The sequence below is a fragment of the Archangium violaceum Cb vi76 genome (assembly GCF_000733295.1).
Taxonomy (GTDB): domain Bacteria; phylum Myxococcota; class Myxococcia; order Myxococcales; family Myxococcaceae; genus Archangium; species Archangium violaceum.
Genome location: NZ_JPMI01000378.1, coordinates 180,608 through 201,361 on the forward strand (window position 1 = coordinate 180,608; position 20,754 = coordinate 201,361).

Annotated in this window: 20 protein-coding genes; 12 read left to right on the top strand and 8 right to left on the bottom strand. The window is 70.0% G+C overall.

The genetic code is table 11. The features are described from left to right. Positions 1-70: 70 nt before the first annotated feature. Entirely contained in the window at positions 71-1,177 is a 1,107-nt protein-coding gene (locus Q664_RS46920) for a hypothetical protein (RefSeq protein WP_043412460.1), read from the top strand. 84 nt (positions 1,178-1,261) lie between these two features. On the opposite strand, the gene Q664_RS46925 is transcribed toward Q664_RS46920, so the two are convergent. After that, complete coding sequence (locus Q664_RS46925; protein ID WP_043412462.1) at positions 1,262-3,817, bottom strand: M1 family metallopeptidase; 2,556 nt, start codon at positions 3,815-3,817, stop codon at positions 1,262-1,264. Positions 3,818-4,073: 256 nt separating this feature from the next. Here Q664_RS46925 and Q664_RS46930 point away from each other — a divergent pair, with 256 nt between their 5' ends. The 4 genes from Q664_RS46930 to Q664_RS46945 all read left to right on the top strand — a co-directional run bounded on the left by Q664_RS46930 (position 4,074) and on the right by Q664_RS46945 (position 7,413). Next, complete coding sequence (locus Q664_RS46930) at positions 4,074-4,652, top strand: HutD/Ves family protein (RefSeq protein ID WP_063934886.1); 579 nt, start codon at positions 4,074-4,076, stop codon at positions 4,650-4,652. Between the two features lie 80 nt (positions 4,653-4,732). Beyond that, positions 4,733-6,016: an MFS transporter gene (locus Q664_RS46935; protein ID WP_043412470.1), complete on the top strand. Its 1,284-nt coding sequence runs from the start codon at positions 4,733-4,735 to the stop codon at positions 6,014-6,016. 240 nt (positions 6,017-6,256) lie between these two features. Then, entirely contained in the window at positions 6,257-6,691 is a 435-nt protein-coding gene (locus tag Q664_RS46940) for a hypothetical protein (protein WP_043412472.1), read from the top strand. A 38-nt stretch (positions 6,692-6,729) separates the two neighbouring features. After that, on the top strand, positions 6,730-7,413 hold the full coding sequence (locus Q664_RS46945) for a hypothetical protein (protein ID WP_052519579.1): 684 nt from the start codon (positions 6,730-6,732) through the stop codon (positions 7,411-7,413). Here Q664_RS46945 and Q664_RS46950 read toward each other — a convergent pair. The 3 genes from Q664_RS46950 to Q664_RS46960 all read right to left on the bottom strand — a co-directional run bounded on the left by Q664_RS46950 (position 7,388) and on the right by Q664_RS46960 (position 9,605). Further along, complete coding sequence (locus Q664_RS46950) at positions 7,388-8,152, bottom strand: hypothetical protein (protein WP_043412474.1); 765 nt, start codon at positions 8,150-8,152, stop codon at positions 7,388-7,390. The genes Q664_RS46945 and Q664_RS46950 overlap by 26 nt on opposite strands. 152 nt (positions 8,153-8,304) lie before the next feature. Continuing rightward, complete coding sequence (locus Q664_RS46955; RefSeq protein ID WP_052519580.1) at positions 8,305-8,886, bottom strand: hypothetical protein; 582 nt, start codon at positions 8,884-8,886, stop codon at positions 8,305-8,307. After that, positions 8,883-9,605: a hypothetical protein gene (locus Q664_RS46960; protein ID WP_425117478.1), complete on the bottom strand. Its 723-nt coding sequence runs from the start codon at positions 9,603-9,605 to the stop codon at positions 8,883-8,885. Before Q664_RS46960 ends, Q664_RS46955 begins: the two co-directional genes overlap by 4 nt. A 174-nt stretch (positions 9,606-9,779) precedes the next feature. Here Q664_RS46960 and Q664_RS46965 point away from each other — a divergent pair, with 174 nt between their 5' ends. Beyond that, on the top strand, positions 9,780-11,141 hold the full coding sequence (locus Q664_RS46965) for a DUF2156 domain-containing protein (protein WP_043412482.1): 1,362 nt from the start codon (positions 9,780-9,782) through the stop codon (positions 11,139-11,141). Between the two features lie 24 nt (positions 11,142-11,165). Here the strand turns inward: Q664_RS46965 and Q664_RS46970 are convergent, their stop codons facing one another. After that, positions 11,166-11,384 (bottom strand): DUF2171 domain-containing protein, encoded by a 219-nt coding sequence (locus tag Q664_RS46970; RefSeq protein ID WP_043412484.1) that lies wholly within the window; start codon positions 11,382-11,384, stop codon positions 11,166-11,168. Positions 11,385-11,596: 212 nt separating this feature from the next. Here Q664_RS46970 and Q664_RS46975 point away from each other — a divergent pair, with 212 nt between their 5' ends. From Q664_RS46975 to Q664_RS46990, 4 genes are read left to right on the top strand one after another with little or no spacing between them, the layout of a single operon-like run. Further along, on the top strand, positions 11,597-12,826 hold the full coding sequence (locus tag Q664_RS46975; RefSeq protein WP_043412487.1) for an efflux RND transporter periplasmic adaptor subunit: 1,230 nt from the start codon (positions 11,597-11,599) through the stop codon (positions 12,824-12,826). Next, the gene (locus tag Q664_RS46980) at positions 12,823-13,521 is read left to right on the top strand and encodes an ABC transporter ATP-binding protein (RefSeq protein ID WP_043412489.1); all 699 of its coding nucleotides are present in this window, start codon (positions 12,823-12,825) and stop codon (positions 13,519-13,521) included. Before Q664_RS46975 ends, Q664_RS46980 begins: the two co-directional genes overlap by 4 nt. Further along, a complete protein-coding gene (locus Q664_RS46985; RefSeq protein WP_043412490.1) occupies positions 13,518-14,678 on the top strand; it encodes an ABC transporter permease in 1,161 nt (386 codons plus the stop codon). The genes Q664_RS46980 and Q664_RS46985 overlap by 4 nt, the downstream gene beginning before the upstream one ends. A gap of 3 nt (positions 14,679-14,681) precedes the next feature. Further along, entirely contained in the window at positions 14,682-15,839 is a 1,158-nt protein-coding gene (locus Q664_RS46990; protein WP_043412493.1) for an ABC transporter permease, read from the top strand. Positions 15,840-15,879: 40 nt separating this feature from the next. Here the strand turns inward: Q664_RS46990 and Q664_RS46995 are convergent, their stop codons facing one another. The 3 genes from Q664_RS46995 to Q664_RS47005 form a co-directional block, all read right to left on the bottom strand. Beyond that, positions 15,880-16,914 (bottom strand): rod shape-determining protein, encoded by a 1,035-nt coding sequence (locus tag Q664_RS46995; RefSeq protein ID WP_043412497.1) that lies wholly within the window; start codon positions 16,912-16,914, stop codon positions 15,880-15,882. Positions 16,915-17,156: 242 nt separating this feature from the next. Continuing rightward, the gene (locus tag Q664_RS47000) at positions 17,157-17,720 is read right to left on the bottom strand and encodes a putative ABC transporter permease (protein ID WP_152622763.1); all 564 of its coding nucleotides are present in this window, start codon (positions 17,718-17,720) and stop codon (positions 17,157-17,159) included. Positions 17,721-17,861: 141 nt separating this feature from the next. Beyond that, entirely contained in the window at positions 17,862-18,581 is a 720-nt protein-coding gene (locus Q664_RS47005; RefSeq protein WP_043412503.1) for a glycosyltransferase family 2 protein, read from the bottom strand. Positions 18,582-18,784: 203 nt separating this feature from the next. On the opposite strand from Q664_RS47005, the gene Q664_RS47010 reads away from it, so the two are divergent. Continuing rightward, positions 18,785-19,891, top strand: coding sequence for an AAA family ATPase (locus tag Q664_RS47010; RefSeq protein ID WP_043412505.1), 1,107 nt, complete (start codon positions 18,785-18,787; stop codon positions 19,889-19,891). Between the two features lie 60 nt (positions 19,892-19,951). Continuing rightward, positions 19,952-20,749: a hypothetical protein gene (locus Q664_RS47015; RefSeq protein ID WP_043412509.1), complete on the top strand. Its 798-nt coding sequence runs from the start codon at positions 19,952-19,954 to the stop codon at positions 20,747-20,749. Positions 20,750-20,754 lie beyond the last annotated feature (5 nt).

The following is a 20,754-nucleotide window of genomic DNA, read 5'->3' on the forward strand; positions in this document are numbered from 1 at the left end:
TACGAGGAGGGGGCTGTACCGCCGCGGGCCGCCCCTGGCCTAGACTGGGGGCCCCGCTTCGGACCCCCCCATGAACTCCTGCCCCAGCTGTGGCCACCCCTTTGGCAATGAAGTGCAGTACTTCTGTCCCGAGTGTGGCCAGGAAGTCCCGGGCAGCCAGTCCTACGGTGACGGCGGTGGCGAGTATGGCGGGGGGGAGTACGACTACTCCGCCGATGGCGCCTCGTGGGATTCACCGCCTCCTCTCTCCGCGCGGCTGGAGGAGGTGCTCTCCAAGGTGTCCGTCCCCGTGCTCGCCGTGGTGGGACAGGTGGGCGCCGCCTTCCGGAACGTGTTGGATGACCCGCGCCTGCGCTCGCACCTGCCGGGCGGCTCCCTGACGCTGCTCGGCCTGGGGCTCGTGGCGCTGGCCCTGCTGCTCTCGGTGATTCCGTTCGTGCAGGGAATCGGGTTGCCAGGCTCGATGGTGGTGCTGCCGTGGGGCCTGCTCGTCGCCGTGAGCGAGTGGCGCCTCATCAGCGCGCCCGAGGCCCAGGAGCCGGGCACCCGGCCTGTTCCGCCCCTTCCTCCGGCGCTCGCGAATCTTCCGAGGGACCTGCGCCACCCGGGCATCGCCCAGACCTTCGCCCTGCTCACCTGCACGTATGCCGTGCTGATGCTGGGCCTGGGACCCATCTCGCTGGTGTGGGTGCTGGCCGGCACGGTGCTCGGATATGACCAGGGTTGGCGCTACTTCGCGGCCGGGGGAGAAGAGGCGGACGGAATGGAGGGGAACTCCGGTCCCCGCCTGCACCGCTGGGTGGTGGCGGGCACCGTCCTGTGCACCTTCTCGCTCCTGCTCCCGTGGACGCGTGGCACCATGCAGGTTCCGGCGCTGTCCGGCGGAGACATGTGGCTGTCGACGCACTCCCTGTTCACGCTGTTGCTGCTCGCGTGCTCCGGCGTGCGTCACCGCGGCCTGTCCGCCTTCCACCCCCTCCTGCTCATCCTCGCGGCCGTCTGGCTCATGATGTGGCTCGTGCTGAACATGAGCGTCTACGCCCCGGGGCCCTGGTTCTTCCTCCCGGGCCTGCTCGCCGTCGAGGCCGCCATCGTGCGCCACCTCATGCTCCTGCGCGGCAGGGGAAACACCGTGGAGCAGCAGGACGCGGCTTCCGATCTGGATCTCCAGGGGTAGGAAGCCGGGGCCCGGGCACCCTCACCCCGTCCCTCTCCCGGGGGGAGAGGGGTTGAGGCGCGGTAGGACCCCGGGTCCGCCGGACTACGGCTGACGCTTCAGCCAGGTGCTCACCTCGGGCATGGCGCGCTCCCGGAACGCCACGTCCTGCGCCAGCTTCTCCAGCGTCTGCTCCGTGGCCTGCTTCGCCTCCTCCACCGGGCTCGCCGACAGCAGCTTGCTCACCTCGTCGAGCTGCTTGCGCTCGCGCAAGGCCCCCATCGACTCCACCACCCGCCTCAACAGCATCGGCGCCCGGCCCGTCCTCCCCAGCACGTCCTGCCAGCGCTTCTGCATCTCTCCCCACCACGCGTCGCGCCCCGTCCGGTTGCCCATCAGCCCCGTCACGAAGCTCGCCACGTCCTGCATCTTCACCTTGTCCGTGAAGAAGAGCTTCCGCGCCTCGTCCGCCAGCGCTGGATCCTCGAAGGACGTCAGCGCCATGAGGTAGCGCCGCTGCGTCGCCGGATCCGGCTCCCCCGGCATCTTCTCCAGCAGCTTCTCGTAGAGCCCCCGGTCTCCCGAGCGCGCCACCATCGCCACCGCCACGTCCAGCAGGTTCGGCTCCAGCACCCCCTTGTCCCCGTCCAGCATCCGCATCACCCGGGGCCTCGCCTCGCCCAGCGCCTCCGCGCTGCGCGCCACGCCGCCCACCGCCCTCACCAGCGCCGCGCGCCGCAGCTTCACCCGGTCCGACTCCCCCGGCGCCGCGTTCCAGCCGAGCTTCTTCAGCCCCGCCCCCAGCAGCTTCTCCACCCACTGCTGGAAGCGCTTCTGGTCCTCGCCCTCCACCAGCCGGCCCTCCACGTACGCCAGCCGGCCCACCAGATCGTCCAGGACGGCGTCGTCCTCCTCGTTGCCGAAGCGGCTCGCCAGCTCGAGGAAGGCCGCCACCGTGGCCTGCCCGCTGCGCGCCAGCGCCCACTGGTCCGCCAGCAGCGAGATGCGCTCCGCCGGCGCCAGCGTCGTGATGTTCGCCGACAGCCGCTCCAGCGCCGCGGCGTCGTACTGCACCCGGTAGAAGCCCGTGGAGCCCGCGTTGGCGCACAGCCACTTCACCTCGCCCGAGCCCTCCAGCGTCACCTTCGTCCGCGCGTCCTTCAGCAGCACCCGCTGCTCGCGCACCCCGCCCGCGTCCGAGTACCGCAGCACCATGGGCACCGGCCAGCGCTCGCCGCTCTTCACCCCCGGCTCCGAGTAGTAGCGCTGCTGCGACAGCGTCACCGTGCGGCCGTCCAGCGCCACCGACACCAGCGGGTAGCCGCCCTGGCCGATCCACGCGTTGGCCAGCTCCAGCACCGGCTGCGACGAGGCCTTGGCCAGCGCCCGCCACAGGTCATCCGCCACCGCGTTGCCTCGCGCGTGCGTGCGCATGTACTGGCGCATGCCCTCGCGGAAGGGCACCTCGCCGAGGAAGCCCTCAATCATCCGCAGCACCGCGCCGCCCTTCTCGTAGGTGATGAGGTCGAAGCTCTCACCGGCCTCGTTGGCGTTGCGCACCTCGCCGCGCACGGGGTGCGTGGAGCGCAGTGCGTCCAGGTGCATCGCCGCCGCCTTGCCCGTGTCGAAGTCCAGCCACACGCGCCAGTCCGGCTTCCAGGCGTCGACGATCTTGTACGCCATCCACGTGGCGAAGGCCTCGTTGAGCCAGAGGTCGTCCCACCACACCATCGTCACCCAGTTGCCGAACCACTGGTGCGCCAGCTCGTGCGTCACCACCTCGGCCACGCGCTTCTGCACGGAGAGCGGCGCGGTGGCCGGGTCCAGCAGCAGGGCGATCTCCCGGTAGGTGATGAGGCCCGCGTTCTCCATGGCGCCGGCCTCGAAGTCGGGGATGCCCACCTGGTCCACCTTGCCGAAGGCGTAGGGCAGACCGAAGTACTCCTGCAGCCGGGGCAGCGCCGCCAGCGCCGCGTCCTGCCCGAAGCGCGTCAGGTGCGCCTTCTCCGGCAGTGCCCACGTGCGCACCGGAATGCCCTCCACCTTCTCCTCGGGCGTGCCCACCAGCGGGCCGCACACCAGCGCCACCAGGTACGAGCTGAGCACCTCCGTCTCCGCGAAGGTCAGCTTGCGCAGCTTGCCGTCCTCCTCGTCCTCGAGCAGCGCGCCGTTGGCCAGCGTCGTCAGCCCCGGGGGCACCCGCACCGTGAGCGCCCAGCGCGCCTTGAAGGCCGGCTCGTCGAAGCACGGGAAGAGCCGCCGCGCGTCCGCCGCCTCGAACTGCGTGGCCGCCACCTTGCCCGCCGCGTACAGGCCCCGCAGGCCCTCGGTGAAGCGGCCCGTCCACGCCACGTCCAGCGACGCCGTGCCCGCGGGCAGTTGCTCGCCGAAGCGCAGCACCACCGTCTCGCTGACCTGCACGGGCTGGATGGCGGTGGGCGCGAGGCTCTTGCCGTTGCCACCCCGGAAGGTCACGTCGCCGAGCTGCAGCGCGTTGGCGTGGAGGATGATTTCGTTGGAGGGCTTCTCGAGCTCCAGCTCGATGGTCTGCTGGCCCGTGAAGCTCTTGGCCTCCATGTCGAGCGTCACCGTCGCCGCGTACCGCCGGGGACGGATGGACAGGGGAAGCCGGAAGTTCTTGTCGTCGGTTGCGTGCGCCATAGGGGGGCCGACTCTAGCGGGAGTGCAAGCCCGTGCCCGCTGGAGAGTGGTGTTTCCGTGGAACGGGCGTCCACCGGGCGACGGCTCGGCCCGGGGGGACCGGCGGGGATTCGTTGGCCTCGTGACGGGGGAGGGGTGAAGGGGGGCGGGTGTTTCCCGGATATGGTGTTGGCCATGAAAGTCATGAACGTCTCGCGTCTCGGTTGAAGCCTCGGACGTGGTTTCTTCCTGTGCTTTCTCGGAGGGGTGCTCGCTGATGAGACGACTCGGACCCGATGACTATCGCGACATGCCCTGGAAGAACGGGGGAGGGGTGACGCGCGAGCTGTGGAAGTTGCCCCATCCGTTCGACCCGGCCCGCTTCCTGGCGCGCGTGTCGATCGCCACCGTGGGGGCCTCCGGGCCCTTCTCCGTGTTCCCGGGCGTGGATCGGACCTTGATGATCCTCGAGGGCGCGGGGGTGGCGCTGACCATCGATGGGACGCGCGAGGTGGTGCTCGACCAGCGCCTGCGGCCGTTCGAGTTTCCGGGCGAGGCGGGAATCCAGTGCCGGCTGCTCGGCGGTCCGGTGCGGGACTTCAACCTCATGGTGGACCGGGCGCTGGTCCAGGGCTCGCTCGAGGTGGTGCGACTGGCGCCGGGGGAAACCCGTACGCTCGCGGGCGCTGGGACCGTGTTGCTCCATGTCCTGGAGGGCCGGGCGACGCTTCCCGGGGAGCCGCTGGCCCGGGACGAGACGCTCTGGCTGGAGGAGCCCGGGCTCCTGATGCTGCGGAGCGACGAGGGGGCCATCGTGGTGGCCATCCAGTTGGAGCGACGCCCGCTTGCTCCATGAGCGTACCTACCGCTCTCCAGTCCTCCTGCTCACGGTGTTGCTGGCGGGAGGGTGGGGTGTGCGTTAGAGCCGCCCCCAGCATGTCTTCTCCAGCCAGCGCCGCCCCGTCCGTCTTCCGCCACCGTGACTTCCGCCTCTACCAGCTGGCCCGCCTGTGCGCGGTGCTCGCCGTGCAGATCGAGTCGGTGGCCATCGGCTGGCAGGTGTACGAGCTGACGGGCAGCGCCCTGGCCCTGGGGTACACGGGGCTGGCGCAGTTCCTGCCCTTCCTCGCCTTCAGCCTCATTGGTGGACAGGTGGCGGACCGCGTGGACCGGCGCATCATCCTCGCGGTGTGCCAGGGCGTCATGCTGCTGTGCAGCCTGCTGCTGCTCAGCTTCTCCCTGGGCCACGTCCGGGATGTGCGGTTCGTCTACGGGGTGCTGGTGCTCTTCGGCACCGCGCGCGCCTTCTACTCGCCCGCGGGTTCCGCCATCACCGCCCACCTGGTGCCCACCGAGGACCTCTCGCGCGCCATCGCCGTCAACTCCACCACCTGGCAGGTGGCCACCATCGCCGGCCCCGCCGTGGGCGGTTTCCTCTACCAGTGGGTGGGCGCCACCGGCTCCTATGTCGCCTCGGCCTCGCTGTGCGCGCTCACCGTGGTGTGGATCCTCTCCCTGAAGGTGAGGACGGGCCAGGCCTCCAGCGAGGCGTTCTCCATGTCCACGCTGCTGGCGGGGTTCCGCTTCGTGCGCCGGCAGCGGCTGTTGCTGGGCAGCATCACGTTGGATCTGTTCGCGGTGCTGCTGGGCGGAGCGGTGGCGCTGCTGCCCATCTACGCGCGGGACGTGCTGCACACCGGGCCGTGGGGCCTGGGGCTGTTGCGCGGCGCACCGGCCGCGGGCGCGGCGCTCGTGGCGGTGGTGCTCGCCATGCGTCCGCTGGGAGGCCGGGCCGGGTGGAAGATGTTCGTCTCGGTGGCTGTTTTCGGCGCGGCCACGCTCGTCTTCGGGGTGAGCCGCTCGCTTCCGCTGTCCGTGCTGGCCCTGGCGGTGGCGGGGGCCGCGGACATGGTGAGCGTGGTGGTGCGCCACACGCTGGAGCTGATGGCCACGCCGGATGAGATGCGGGGCCGCGTGGGCGCGGTGAACATGATGTGCGTGGGAGCCTCCAACGAGCTGGGCGAGTTCCGCGCCGGAGCCTTCGCCGAGCACGTGGGCGCGGTGCCCGCGGTGGTGGCGGGCGCGGTGGGGACGCTGGTGGTGGTGGCGCTGTGGGCCTGGGTCTTCCCCGAGCTGCGGCGGGTGGACCACCTGGAGGAAGCGGCTCGCCAGCCCCTGCCGGAGGATGCCGAGCCCGAGGCTGTCGGCACGACGTCGTAAGCCCGCGCACGACCGCCCCGTGTGGCTCGAGCACCGGGTGACGCACGGCTTCGTGAGGGGCGCCTGGGCCTGCTGACCCGAGCACGGAGACCCGCGAATCTCCTGAAAGGTAGGGCAGGCGGCCCTACTTGAGAGGTTAGAAGAAGACTGGGCACTGTCAGGGAGTGATGTTACCTTTCGAGTCGTGGGCGCGAGAGGTTCGGGCTCACGGAACGCCCGGAGGGCGAGGAGGTCGTCTCAATGGCCGAGTCGATGGGTGGTGACGTGTTGGGTCAGGTGCTGCAGGCCGTCCAGGGCCTGAGCGAGCAGGTGAAGGGGCTGAGCAACCGGATGGACAAGCTGGAAGGCCGGATGGACAAGCTGGAAGGCCGGATGGAAACGCAGCATGAGTGGCTGCAACGTCTGGGTCTTGAGTTCATGGGCACGCGTGACGAGGTCAAACAGCTTCGTCTGGAGGTCCAGCAGTCCCGTGAGGAGTTCCAGCAGGCTCATAAGAGCCTGGGCGCGGACGTCCAGGCTGCCCGGACGGAGCTGCAACTCGGAATCCGGCAGATGCATGACCGGATCGACCGCAACAATGATGCGGTGCTCCTGATGGTCTCCGGGCTGCAACGGAACACAACGGAGCGTTTCGAGCCCATGGAGCATCGTCTGAAGGCGCTCGAGGTTCGCTGACACGTCGAGGGCGGCCCGGGCTGGCGTAGAGTCGCGCCATGCCGCCCCGCGCCCCCCTCGTCCACATCCAGGACCACGCCCTGCCCGACGCGGACTTCTCCCGCCTGTGGCGCAAGGTCCGCGCCCTCGGCACCGAGCGTCTCCGTCAGACCTACCAGACCACCTTCTGGTTCGAGCTCGGCGAGCCCACCAACATCGTCGAGCAGATCATCCTCACGCTACGTCCACGCGTCCCCCTGCGCCGGGGCCTCGCGGGCGTCGAGTGGTGGTTCTCTCGCATGCGCACCACCGACGTGCAGGTGGACTTCCACCAGGACCGGGACGAGAAGCTCGCCCTGCGCGGCGGCCCGCTCGTGCACCCCCGCTTCACCTCCCTGCTCTTCATGAACAGTGTCCGCGGCGGCGCGCTCGCGGTGACGAAGGCCCTGCCCTGCGAGGACAACCCGTCCCTCGCTCCCAACACGGACGCCTTCGATCTGGCGGCGCCCCGGCCCAACCGCTTCGTCTACTTCCGGGGGGACCTCACCCACGGCGTGCTGGATGCCCACAACCAGATTCCCACCGGGAAACTGCCGGGCACCTCGCGCCTGCGTGTGACGCTGGTGATGAACTGGTGGAGCCAGCGCCCCACGGACATCCCCACCTTCTCCGAGTCGAAGGTGTACCGCTCGCTCGCGCTCCCCGCGCCCCGGCGGCCTACTTCCGCGGGTCGGACGCGATGAAGAAGACCGTCGCCGCGCCCACCACCAGCGCCGCGCCGCCCGCGTAGACCCACGGGCTCTCGTACCAGGCCTTCCGCTCGATGACCGAGAGCTGCAGCGGCGCCAGCGGATTGGCCGCCCGCGCCACCGTGTTGCCCTGGCTGTCGAGCGCCTCGACGAAGTACCAGGCCGTGAAGGACGCTGCGCGGGGAGGCACGGGCAGCTCACCCTCGCAGGTGTCCTGCTGGCACGCCATGGCCGTGGCGCGGTAGGGGCCTCCCGGGACGGGGGCGTGGCGCAGGAGCACCTCGCTGGCCCGGGCCTGGGGGTCCTTCAGGCTGGCGCGCACCCGCTGGGGCCGGCCCGCGTCCTCGCGCGGCAGCACCTCCAGCTTCGGCCGGGCGGCGAGCATCGCGCGCACCCGCTCCAGCAAGTCCTTCTGCTTCTGCGGCGCGTTGGGAGGCGGCCGCACCCAGGCGTCCAGCTCCAGCGCCTCGGTGGTGCGCTGCTCGGCGTTCACCGTGTCCTCCAGCAGCAGGTGGATGAAGCCGAGCTCCAGCAGGGACTCGGCGCGCTCGGCGGCGGGCCGGTCCGGGTGGCCGAGGTAGCGCTGGTATTCGACGACGGCTTCCTCGTAGCGCAGGGCGCCGGCGAGCTCGCGGGCGCGGGCGAGGTCCGCCTGGGCCGCTCCGGGAGCGGGGGCCTGGGCGACGACGAGGGACGAGGCGGCGGCGAGGACGGGAAACGTGAGCGGAAGCACCGCCTCCGAGCCTACCCGGGCCGCCGGGACTTGTCAGACCGGTGCGCTAGGAAACGTCCCTGCGCGGGCCGGGTGTTGGTGGCCCACGGCAGGTGTCGTCACAGCGGAGGGCCGGGTCCGGGCGGGTCTCGGGCCCGGCTCTCGCACTTCTCCTACAGACCGCTGGGCCCCAGCATGCCCTCCAGCCCCTCGAAGGGCTTGGAGACGGTGGCGTGCAGGACGATGTCCTTGAGCTGCAGCTCCAGCGGCAGCTCCAGCGGGTTGCCGAGGCCCGCGTCCGTCACCGTGTTGCTGACGATGACCCAGATGCGCGCCTTGCCGATGGCGTTGCGCAGCGTGGGCGAGTCCGCGTGCACCGGCGTGCTCGAGCCCGGCGCGAAGTCCATCTGGGGCAGCAGCACCTCGGCCGTGTGGTAGTACGCGGGCAGGTTGCTGTCGCTGTAGAACTTGGGCTCGTCCGGCGTGGCGGTGCCGGTGAGGGACAGCCGCGCGGTGGACGTCAGCGTGAACGTCCTGGAGGGGTTGATGACCGTGAGGTCGGCGGAGATCTCCTTCACGGCGACGTCGAGGTTCTGCGTCTCCTCGGGCATGTCGACGGCCACCTCGACGTGGATGGCCCTGGCCACGGAGGTGACGGGGATGGTGACCTCCTGGGGCGGCGTGTCCACGGCGAGCTCGGCGGAGCACGCGGAGAGCATCAACGGGCAGAGCAGGGCGAGCAGGGCGCGTTTCATTGGAAGGTCCAGGACAGGTCGAAGGCGGGGAGGATGGGGAAGCGGCCCTCGTTGAAGGGCACCAGGGGCTCGTTCACGTCCACGTAGGCGGCGCCGAGCGAGAAGCCGAAGTTCTCTCCGGCGTAGCGGATGCCGGCCGCGCCGCGCAGGGGGTAGCCCTCCTGGAGGCGCACGCCGAACTCACCCACCACGGACCAGTTGCCCGCGAAGTTGACCACCAGCGCGGCCGTGGCGGTGGTGGTGGCCGTCTGGTAGCGCCAGTGGCGCACCTCGCCCTGCACCAGCACCGGGCCCAGTTGCAGGCCGTAGAGCGCGTAGGCGCTGGGCCCCTCGAAGTTGATTTCGAGGTTCTTCACCGCCTCCTCCTGCGTGGCGACGTAGTCCGAGATGAGCTGACTGCCCAGGAACTTCGTGTAGCGCGCGCCGATGACGAAGCGGTGGGCCCCGGCTTCCAGGCCCCAGCGCAGGCCGAGGTTGGGGGCGAGCGCGGCGTCGGCGAGGACGGAGGTGTCCAGCGCGAACCCCCACGCCAGTGGCACCGCCGAGCGTTGCAGGCCGAGCACGGGCTTCTTGATGGCGGCGGCCTCGTCGGAGGCGAGGAGCCGCGCGTTGCCGGCATGGTTGAAGGCATGGGCCTGGGAGGAACCCAGCAGGGTCCCCAGTGCCCCGAGGGCGAGCCCGAGCAGGCCCGGGCGGGAGAAGGTGTTTCGAGGTGTCAACCCACTCACTCCTGAAGAGGAAAGGGAGGCCCTGGTGTACCGCGCCCATGCCCGTCCTGTCACACACCCGGGGTGGAGTGCCTCGCACCTGGCGGCCCACGCTGGGGAGGCAGGCGTCCGGAGCGGTGGAACAGTCCTTGCGAAGGGCCTCGGTGGGGGCGTATCCGGAGCTGTATGCGCTCCCACGATATCGAGCACGCGCGGGTGTTGGCGCTGCTCAAGCGCCACGGGTGGAACGCCACGTCCTTCCAGGTGCTGGAGCCGGGGTATTCGTACTGGTTCGACGGGGAGGACGCGTGCGTGGCGTACGTGGACACGGGCCAGGCGTGGGTGGTGGCCGGCGCCCCCATCGCCCCGCACGAGCGCCTGGGCGAGGTGGTGCGGCGCTTCGAGGCGCATGCGGCCGCGTCGGGCCGGCGGCTGTGCTTCTTCGCCACCGAGCAGCGCATGTTGGACGCGGCCCCGTTGAAGGGGCTGGCCATTGGCGAGCAGCCGGTGTGGGACCCGAGGCGGTGGGAGCTGAGCGTGCGTGAGAGCCGGAGCCTGCGCGAGCAGCTGCGCCGGGCGCGGGCCAAGGGCGTGCGGGTGCGCGAGGTGATGCCCTCCGAGCTGAAGGACGCGGCGCACCCGGTGCGGGCGGGGGTGGACGGGCTGATGGAGCGCTGGCTGGGCTCCCGGCGGATGGCACCCATGGGCTTCCTGGTGCAGCTCTCCCCGTTCGCCTGGGCCGAGGAGCGGCGCTCCTTCGTGGCGGAGCGGGACGGGGAGGTGGTGGCCTTCCTGTCGGCGGTGCCGGTGTACGCGCGCAATGGCTGGCTGGTGCAGCACCTGCTGCGCGACGCGCGGGCGCCCAACGGCACCGCGGAATTGCTGGTGGACGCGGTGATGCGCGCGGCGGCGGCGGAGGGGCGCGGCTACCTGACGCTGGGGCTCGCGCCGCTGGCGGGCGAGGTGGACGGCTGGCTGCGCGCGGCGCGGGTGGTGGGCATGCCCCTCTATGACTTCGAGGGGCTGCGCGCCTTCAAGGCCCGGCTGCGCCCGCATGCGTGGCACCGCCTCCACCTGGCCTGGCCCGCGCGGCACGGCTCGCCCCTGCCGCTGTATGACGCGCTGAGGGCCTTCGCCCGGGGGAGCCTCACCCGCTTCGGCCTGGCCACGCTCCTGCGCCGGCCCCTGCTGCTCGTGTGGCTGCTCGCGGTGCTGCTGGTGCCCTGGACGGTGCTGCTCGCGCTGCCGGCCAACGCCCACCGCTTCCCCTCGCCACTCGTGCAGTGGGGCTGGGTGCTCTTCGACGTGGGGCTGACGGTGGGGCTGTTTTCCCTCGTCCGCCGCTGGCGCTCCGGGCTCGCCACGCTGCTGGCCTCGCTCATCACCGGAGATGCCTGCCTCACCTTGCTGGAGGCGCTTCTCTACAACCTCCCTCGTGCGCGAGGGCTCGGAGACTGGCTCGTCATGGGAGTGGCCGTGCTCGCGCCCGCCACGGCGGCGGTGCTGCTCTTCTGGGTCCGGAAGCATCCGGCGCTCGAGCCCGCCTGAAGGGGCCGCGCGCGCCGGGAGGCGTCAGTCCTCGGGAGGCACGGTGGTGGGCGCGGACGCGAGGAACACCTCCCGGCCCTGGACCCGCTCCACACGGTGGTAGTGCACCATGTAGTCCCGCCGGGCGGGCGAGCCCTGCCCCAGCTCGAAGTGGGTGTCCCCGACGTTCGACACCGTCCCGAGTTTCCGCCCATACCTGTCCTTCACCGTCATTCCCTCGTGGATGTCGCCGGGGTCGATCATCGTGGTCCTCTGTCCGCGTCTGCGCGTGGTCCCTTGAGATGAACACTCCGGGCGCTCCTGGCCCGTGGTTCTGGCCTCCTTCGAGAGGAAGCGCCGTGCCCCCTGGTGGGGGAGGGCACGGGCGGCCAGCGGAGTGAGGCGGAGCGGGGTCACGCCCGGGCAAGCCCCCTACCTTCTCTCCCGAGGGCTCGTGACGCACGGGAGAGACGCGCATGGCGGAGGCCCAGGCCCAGAAGTTGGCTGTACTCAAGATCGACCGCGCCGCCCACCCGCGACGGAAGCTCCTGCGCCGGTGGCCGCTATGGGTGGGGCTGGCCGTGGTGCTCGCCCTCGTGGTGGGGATGGCGGTGCTGGGTCGGGCGCCCAGCGTGCGGGTGGCCGAGGTCCGCGAGGCACGCCCCGGCGAGCAGCAGACCGAGCTGTCCGCGGCCGGCTATGTGTCCTCGCGGCGTCGCTCCGTCATCGCGCCCCAGGTGGCGGGGCGGTTGGTGGAGGTGGCGGTGGACGAGGGGGACGCGGTGGAGAAGGGGCAGGTGCTCGCCCGCCTGGATGACCGGGATGCTCGGGTGATGGCGGCCCGGAGCAGGGCGGAGCTGCGGGCCGCCAGCCAGCGGCTCGCCGCCGCGAGGGCCACGGCGACGCGGGCGCGTAATGACCTGAAACGGGCGGAGCAGCTGGCCCGGGCCCAGGTCATCACCCGGGCGAGCCTGGAGGAGGCGCAGGCGCTGGCGAGGGCCTCGTCCGCGGAGGAGCAGGCGGCGGTGGCCCAGCTCGCCGCGGCGCGGGAGGCGGCGCGGGCCACGGACCTGCAACTGTCCCATACGGTGGTGCGGGCGCCCTTCGCGGGGACGGTGGTGCGCAAGCTGGCGGACGAGGGAGCGGTGCTCGCGCCCGCCGCGCTCGAGCAGGAGAACATCGGCGGCATCGTCGAGCTGGTGGACCTGGGAGCGCTCGAGGTGGAGGCCGAGGTCAGCGAGGAGCAGTTGCCGCGCATCGAGCTGGGGCAGCCGGCGCTCGTCTTCCTCGATGCGTACCCGGACCAGGCGTTCGTCGCGAAGGTGCGCTCGGTGCGCCCCGCCATCGACCGCTCCAAGGCGACGGCGGACGTGAACGTGGCGTTCGAGGAGATTCCCCCGGGCGTGCTGCCGGACATGGGAGCGCGGGTGGCCTTCCTGAAGGAGGAGTTGCCGCAGGAGGCGCTCACGAAACGGGACGCGGCGTTGCGGGTGCCGGCATCGGCGGTGGTGCGGAACGGTGGGGAGTCCGTGGTGTGGGTGGTGCAGGACGGGAAGGTGAAGCGGCAGCCGGTGCGGGTGGTGGAGAAGGTGGGGGACGAGGTGGCGCTGGCCCAGGGGCCGGAGCCGGGGACACAGGTGGTGGTGTCGCCGGATGGCTCGCTGCGTCCGGGGCGCAAGGTGAAGGTGCGGACGGAGGGCGGATGAGCACCGCACCCGGACAAGAAGCGAAGTCTCCGCTCATCCGGCTGCGGGGGGTCTCCAAGGCCTACCGGCGCGGCGACATCGTCGTGCCCGTGCTGGAGAACGTGGACCTGGACATCGAAGCGGGAGCCTTCGAGGCCTTCATGGGTCCGTCCGGCTCGGGCAAGTCCACGCTGCTCAACCTCATCTCGGGGTTGGACCGGCCCACCACGGGGGTGGTGGAGGTGGGAGGGCAGGACCTGGCGCGGATGAGCGACAAGGAGCTGTCGGACTGGCGCGCGGGGCACGTGGGCTTCGTCTTCCAGCTGTACAACCTGCTGCCGGTGCTCACGGCGGCGGAGAACGTGGAGCTGCCGCTGCTGCTCACCCCGCTCTCGCGCGCCGAGCGCCGTGAGCACGTGGCGGCCGCGCTGGAGGTGGTGGGACTGGGGCACCGCATGGGGCACCGGCCGCCGCAGCTGTCGGGAGGCGAGCAGCAACGGGTGGCCATCGCCCGGGCCATCGTCACGGATCCGGATCTGCTCATCGCGGACGAGCCCACGGGAGACCTGGACCGCAAGTCGGCCGAGCAGGTGTTGGATCTCTTCGAGGTGCTGCACCACGAGCTGCACAAGACGCTCGTCATGGTGACGCACGACCCGCATGCGGCCGAGCGCGCGGACCTGGTGCGGCACCTGGAGAAGGGGCTGCTGCAATGACGTTCGGGCGGCTCGTGTGGAAGGACCTGTTGCGCAACCCGCTGCGGCTGGTGCTCACGGTGCTGGCGGGAGCGGTGGGGGTGATGGCCTTCATCTTCCTGCGCACGGTGGTGGACCTCTTCTATTCGAGCGCGGAGTCGGCGCAGGCGGACCGGCTCTTCACGCGAGCCAAGGCCTCCATCACGGCGGATCTGCCGCTGTCGTACCTGCCGCGCATCTCCACCGTGCCGGGGGTGGATGACATCACCTTCTACGGCTTCTTCGGCGGGCGGTACGGCGACTCCCAGCGCGATTTCTTCGGCTCGGCCTTCGTGGACCCGCCCTCCTTCATGCGTGTCTTCGACGAGCTCGTCGTGGCTCCGCGGGAGGTGGCGGCCTTCCAGGCGGATCCGTGTGGCGCGCTCATCGGCAAGGAGCTGGCGAAGCGCTACGGGTGGAAGTCGGGGGACCGGGTGACGCTCCAGGGCACCATCTACCCGGGCGAGTGGACCTTCAACGTGCGCGGCATCTACGACGTGCGGACGGGGTCGCTGGACACGAACTCGCTCTTCTTCCCCTACCGCTGCCTCAACGAGAAACTGCCGGACGAGCGCAAGGACCGGGTGGGGGCCTTCATGGTTCGGGTGGAGGACCCGTCACGCTCGGCGGCGGTGTCCTCGGCGGTGGATGCGATGTTCGCCAACAGCCCCTACCCGACGCGCACGGAGAGCGAGCGCGCGGCCACGCTGGGTTTCATCTCCATGCTGTCGGCCATCATCACCGCGGTGCAGGTGGTGGCCACCGTCATCCTGCTCATCATCCTGCTCGTCATCGGCAACACGCTGGCCATGAGCGTGCGCGAGCGCACGAGGGACCTGTCCACGCTGCGGGCCATGGGCTTCAAGAGCGGGCGGGTGGTGATGCTCGTGCTCTTCGAGTCCCTGGCCATTGGCCTGTGCTCGGGGGGATTGGGGGTGCTCATCGCGCCGCCGCTCGTGCGGGGTTTCGTCGCGGTGGTGGGCTCGCAGATGGGCGGACTTCCCGCTGACTTCATGCGGGAGGGCACGCTGGTGCTCGGGGTGCTGGCGGCGGTGGGGGTGTCGCTGCTGGCCGGAATCATCCCCGCGTGGCGCGCGGTGCGCATCCCCGTGGCCGAGGGGCTGAGGAAGGTGGCCTGAGCGATGATTCCCCTCTACTACAACACGCGCAGCCTCTGGGCGCGGCGGCTGTCCACGGGGCTCACCGTGCTGGGCCTGGGGCTCGTCGTCTTCGTCTTCTCGGCGGTGCTGATGCTGGCCAACGGAATCGAGTCCGCGCTCGCCTCGGGGGGAGACCCGCGCAACGTCATCCTCCTGGCCGAGGGCTCCACCAGCGAGCTGATGAGCAATGTGGAGCGGGACGCGCTGCGCGCCCTGGGGAGCGCCCCGCAGGTGGCCTCGTCGGTGGAGGGCAATCCGCTGGTGGCGGGAGAGCTGGTGGTGCCGGTGCTGCTGCCGCGAGGGGATGGCAAGGAGTCGAACATCAACGCGCGGGGCATTGGCCCGGAGAGCTTCGCCATCCGGCCCACGGTGCGGCTCATTGCGGGCCGGGAGCCGCGGATGGGCACCAACGAGGTGGCCCTGGGCGAGGCGCTGGTGGGGCGTTCTCCTGGGGCGAACCTGGGTGGGGAGCTGGTGTTCGCGGAGGAGCGCTGGCCGGTGGTGGGGGTGTTCACCGCCGAGGGTGGGGCCTACGAGTCGGAGCTGTGGGTGGACGTGAACCGGTTGGGACCGGCGTTCGACCGGCCGGGGCTGAGCGCGGTGGTGGTGCGCACGGGCTCGGAGCAGGCACGCGATGCCTTCATCAAGGGAGTGGAGGAGGACTCGCGCTTCACGCTCGAGGCGAAATCGGAGCCCGAGTATTGGGCGGATCAGGCCACGTGGCTGGCCACGTTCATCCGGGTGTTGGGCCTGTTCGTGTCCTTCATCTTCAGCGTGGGCGCGGTGCTGGGGGCGATGATCACCATGTACGCACAGGTAGCGGCGCGCATCGGTGAGCTGGGGATGCTGAGGGCGGTGGGCTACCGGCGCCGGAGCGTGCTGGCGAGCATCCTCATCGAATCCGCGGTGCTGGGGGCGGCGGGCGGGGTGCTGGGTGCACTGGGGGCGCTGGCCACGCGGTGGATGGAGATAAGGACACTCAACTTCCAGACGTTCGCCGAGATTCGCTTCGGCTTCACGCCGACACCGGGAATCATGGTGGCGGCGCTCGTCTTCGGGACGCTGATGGGGACACTGGGCGGACTGCTGCCCGCCCTGCGCGCCTCACGGCTGTCGATTCTGGATGCGTTGAGAGCGTGAATCCCCTCGCCCAGGGGGAGAGGGGAGAGGCGGGGACGGCTCAGCCCGGCTGGCAGACCTGGCGGAGGATGTCGAGCGACTCCAGCGCCTTGCCCGCGCCCATCACCACCGCGGACAGCGGATCCTCCGCGAGGAACACCGGCAGACCCGTCTCCTCGCGCAGCAGCGTGTCCAGGTTCTTCAACAGCGCTCCACCACCGGCCAGCACGATCCCTCGGTCGGCGATGTCACCGGCCAGCTCCGGCGGCGTGCGCTCCAGCGTCAGCTTCACCGCCTCGACGATGCCGTTCACCGGCTCGCTCAGCGCGTCGCGCACCTCGTCGCTGCTCACCGTCAGCGTACGCGGCACACCGGCCACCAGGTCGCGACCCTTGATCTCCATGGTCATGACCTCCTCGGTGGGATACGCCGTGCCGATGCCCATCTTGATGAGCTCGGCCGTGCGCTCGCCGATGAGCAGGTTGTACTTGCGCTTCACGTACTGGATGATCGCCTCGTCCAGCTTGTCGCCGCCGATGCGCACGCTCTTGGCGAACACGATACCGGCCAGGCTGATGACCGCCACGTCGGACGTTCCACCGCCGATGTCGACGATCATGTTGCCGCTGGGCTCCGTGACGGGCAGACCCGCGCCGATGGCCGCGGCCATCGGCTGCTCAATCAGGTACACCTCGCGGGCACCGGCGTTGGCGGCGGCCTCGCGCACCGCGCGGCGCTCCACCTCGGTGATGCCCGAGGGGATTCCAATGACGATGCGCGGGCTGACGAGCGACTTGCGATTGTGCGCCGTCTGGATGAAGTAGCGGAGCATCGCCGCGGTGATCTCGAAGTCGGCGATGACGCCGTCCTTCATCGGGCGGATGGCCACGATGTTGCCCGGCGTGCGGCCGAGCATCTCCTTGGCCTCCTTGCCCACGGCGAGCACCTTCTTGCCGCCGCGCGCGTCCTGCTGGACGGCCACCACGGAGGGCTCGTTGGACACGATGCCCTGGCCGCGGATGTAGATGAGCGTGTTGGCCGTGCCCAGGTCGATGGCGAGGTCACGCGAGAAGAGAGTGTGGAGCCAGTCGAACATACGGGGGCGGAAACTTTCAAAGGTGCGGCGTCATTTCCAACACCGACAGTGAGTGCGCGGCAACCTACTACGCGGGGCCCGTTGCAGGAAGAAAAGCCAACTGTCAAGTGGAGGGCCCGGCCGGAGAGCGTCCAACCCACGGGGCCCCCTGTCCTTTCCCCTCCTCCACCCCATCTCCCCTCTAGGAGCGGGTCCGGGGATGAGGGGTTTTCCCTACAGGTGGCTCGCTTCCCTGCCTCCTTTCAATGGGCGGGCTGAAGCTCGCTCTCCTCCGCGAGGAGGAAGGTGTCCGCCGCTTCCCCGGCCTCCTGCTCGGTGGAGACGGGGGCGCGGTGCCGGGGCTCGGCCACGGTGCCATTTTCCACCGCGTGGCGGTACTCGGGCGTCTGGCGCAGGGCCTCGCTGGTGACGCGCAGGAAGGCCTCGCGCACGGGCTCGAAGAGCAGGCCGGCCACGTACCAGAAGGGCGCGTAGTCCAGGCGGATGAGCCCCTTCACGCTCCAGCCCTTGTCCTCGTAGTCCCAGGGGCAGCGGCCGAGCGCCTTGCGCAGCAGCCAGCCCGTGGTGAACTCGGCGCCGAAGATGACGGCGGTGTAGGCGAGCGCGCGCACCGGCCGGGGCAGGAAGCGCAGCCGGTCATGGAGGAACTCCATCCCCAAGGCGGTGGCCCCGTAGATGGGGTGCATCCACAGGTACGTCTTCGCCGTCCCATGTGCGTCCCGTTCCACCAGGGCCGCGCCCATGCCGGTGAAGCACACCTCCATCACCCAGCCCGCACACCCGTAGAGGAGGAATCGCGGTAGCACGCCCCGAAGCTAGGGACCGGCCTCCCAAAGGGCACCTGGCGGCAGGAGGGCGGGGGAGCGGCCGACGAAGGGCCGGGCCCTCCCCTGGGAGGGCGCGCGGTGTTGGCCGCCGGACAGAGCGAGGCGGACGGGGCGGGGGCGTCAGCGCTTGAGGGCGTACTTGCCGATGGCGTAGAGGGCGCGGACGCCATCCTTCCAGCCAATCTTCTTGCCCTCCTCGTAGGTGCGGCCGTGGTAGCTGATGGGCACCTCGAAGACGCGCCAGCCGCCGCGGGCCACCTTGGCGGTGATCTCCGGCTCGATGCCGAAGCGGTCCTCCTCGATGTTCACCGAGCGGATGACCTCGGCCCGGAAGGCCTTGTAGCAGGTCTCCATGTCGGTGAGGTTCAGGTTGCTCGTCATGTTGGAGAGCATGGTGAGGAACTGGTTCATCACCGAGTGCCAGAAGTAGAGGACGCGCCGGGGCGTGCCGGTGAAGCGGCTGCCGAAGACGACGTCCGCGTCGCCGTCGAGGATGGGCTGGAGGACGCGGGGAATCTCGCGCGGGTCGTACTCGAGGTCCGCGTCCTGGACGATGACGATGTCCCCGGCGGACTCGGCGAAGCCGCGGCGCAGGGCGGCGCCCTTGCCCTGGTTCTTCTCCTGGAGGAAGACGCGCACGTCGTTGCGGTTCTTCGGGGTGCCGCCGATGACGGACAGGCCCTCGCTGGCCAGACGCTGGAGCAGCTCGCGGCTTCCGTCGCGCGAGCAGTCGTCCACGATGACGAGCTCCTTGGGGAAGTCCACCGCGGTGACGCGGCGGAGGAGCTCAGCGAGGGTGGAGATCTCGTTGTAGACAGGGATGACGACCGAGACGAGCATGGCGCAGCGGGCTCTATCCGATTTCCGCCCCTCGCGCGACTCTTCGGTACGGGGGCCCCTGGATACGGGGAGGCAGGGGAGGGAGTCCGGCGGTCCGCTACGAATCGGACCCGGTGCCTGGGGTTTATCTGCGCTATGGCTCCCGTCCGGCCGGATGGCCATGATGCTTGGAGGGCAGCCGGGCTTTCCGCGAGAGGTGGGACATGGGGTTCACCCTGAGCGTGCATAACTACCGCGGCCTCCGCCGTGTGGAATGGAGCCCTTCGGGGGTCTGTGCCCTGGTGGGGCCGAACGGGAGCGGGAAGACGACGCTGATCGACGTGCTTCAACTGCTTCAAGACGCGAGCAGGAGTGGGTTCGCGAAGGCCATCTCCATGCATGGTGGGGCTTATGGTCTGCGGCACTTCAAGGCGGAGCGTGACGAACCGGTCATCTTCAACCTCTGTGTCGAGGATGCGAGTTGGGAGGTCCGGCCCCAGCTCTCCCTGGGTCCCGGGGGGGCGCGTCTACCAAGGCGGGAGAGGGTCACCTTGGGCGAGGAGGTCCATGACGCGGAAGAGTTCGAGGAAGAACCCGAGTACGCGTATTCCTTCATTCAAGCCATTCTTCAAGGTGCCGACCCGATTCCGGCGTCACTCCAGCGGCTCAACGACATCTCCTCTTCCTATCGCGACTACCATCACTACGCGCTCGCGGGCCTCCGCCGGGAGGGCTCGCTTCTCAGCGGAGACCTGCGGCTGCTCGATGATGGGCGCAACCTCTTCGCGGTCCTGATGAATTGGCACAGTCGGCGTGACCACCGGGACCGTTGGACTTTCGTGGTCAATGTCTTGCGCGGCTGTTATCCGGAACTGTTCTCGGATTTTTCCTTCCCGATCGCGGCCAACATCGTGTCCTGTGAGGTCCACACTCCGAACGGCCACACGCTGACTCCCGCGCTGCTTCCGGATGGGTTCCTCGTCGCGTTGATCCACCTCTGTGCCGTCGCATCGTCAACGCGCGGAGGCGTGCTCGCCATCGACGAGCCCGAGAATGCGCTGCATCCCTTCTCCATCCGCCGTTTGATGGATGCCTTCCGTGAGTGGTCGGATGAGCATGACGTGACGGTGCTGCTGGCCACGCACTCTCCGGTCATCCTCGACACGTTCAAGTCATTGCCGGAAAAGGTCTTCGTGATGGAACCAGCGCAGGAGGTGCTGCCCGTGCCACTCGATCAGCTCAAGAAGCGGAGCTGGCTGGCGCACTTCTCGCTGGGAGATCTCTACGAGCACCTCAAATACGGTGCACCAGCGGGAGCGGATGAGGCGTGAGCGCGCGTGTCGGGCTCATCGTGACGGGGAAGTGCGAGCAGAAGGGATTGTGACTCGCTCGTGCGTGTCTTCCCCGGGACCCGGTTCGAGCTGCTCGAGCGGGTCGAGTCGTTCCCCAGCGCCGATGTCCGGGAAATGCCCGAATCGGTTGTTCCGGGCACGACGCTCGACAAGTTCGCGGCGAGTCTCGTGGCCGCGGTCGAGGAGGAGCCGCCCGACCTCGTGGTGGCGCTGGATGACCTCGAGTTGATCAACGCTCCGCATCCCGAGCGGGTGGCGGACAGGGTGCGTCACGCGGTTCGTGCGCACCTTGCCCGTCACTCCTGGACGTCCGAGGCCACGCGAGACAAGGTCACCCGCCGCGTCCGGGAGCGCTGCTCGTTCCATCTGCTCGCTCCGATGGTCGAGTCCTATTTCTACGCCGAGCCGGAGGCGCTCGTGCGCGCGGGGGCGAGCCGGCCCTCCCGGGTCGATGCCGCGGCCATCGACCTGGAGGTGTTCGTCACGGACGACCCCGAGTACCTGGGTCATGACTTCGTCCCGCATCAGCAGAGTCCGAAGCGGAAGTCCTGGGCCATTCCCCTGCCCGAGCGGGCCCAGCACCCGAAGCACTACCTGCGATTCCTCTGCGACCCGGCGAACCCCTACACGGACCGTTACGTCGAGACGAAGGGCGGTGCCGCGGCCCTGCGCGAGCTGGACTGGTCACGTGTCTTCGCGCACGGCGAGCGGGCCCGTTTCGCCCGCGCGCTGTTCGAGGACCTCGCCCTCGGGCTCGGAGTGTCCCCCCCGTTTCCCGGAAAGGGGCACCCGGCGACGTCGGACTTCAAGAACGCGCGCGTCCTGCGCAACCTCTGAACTGC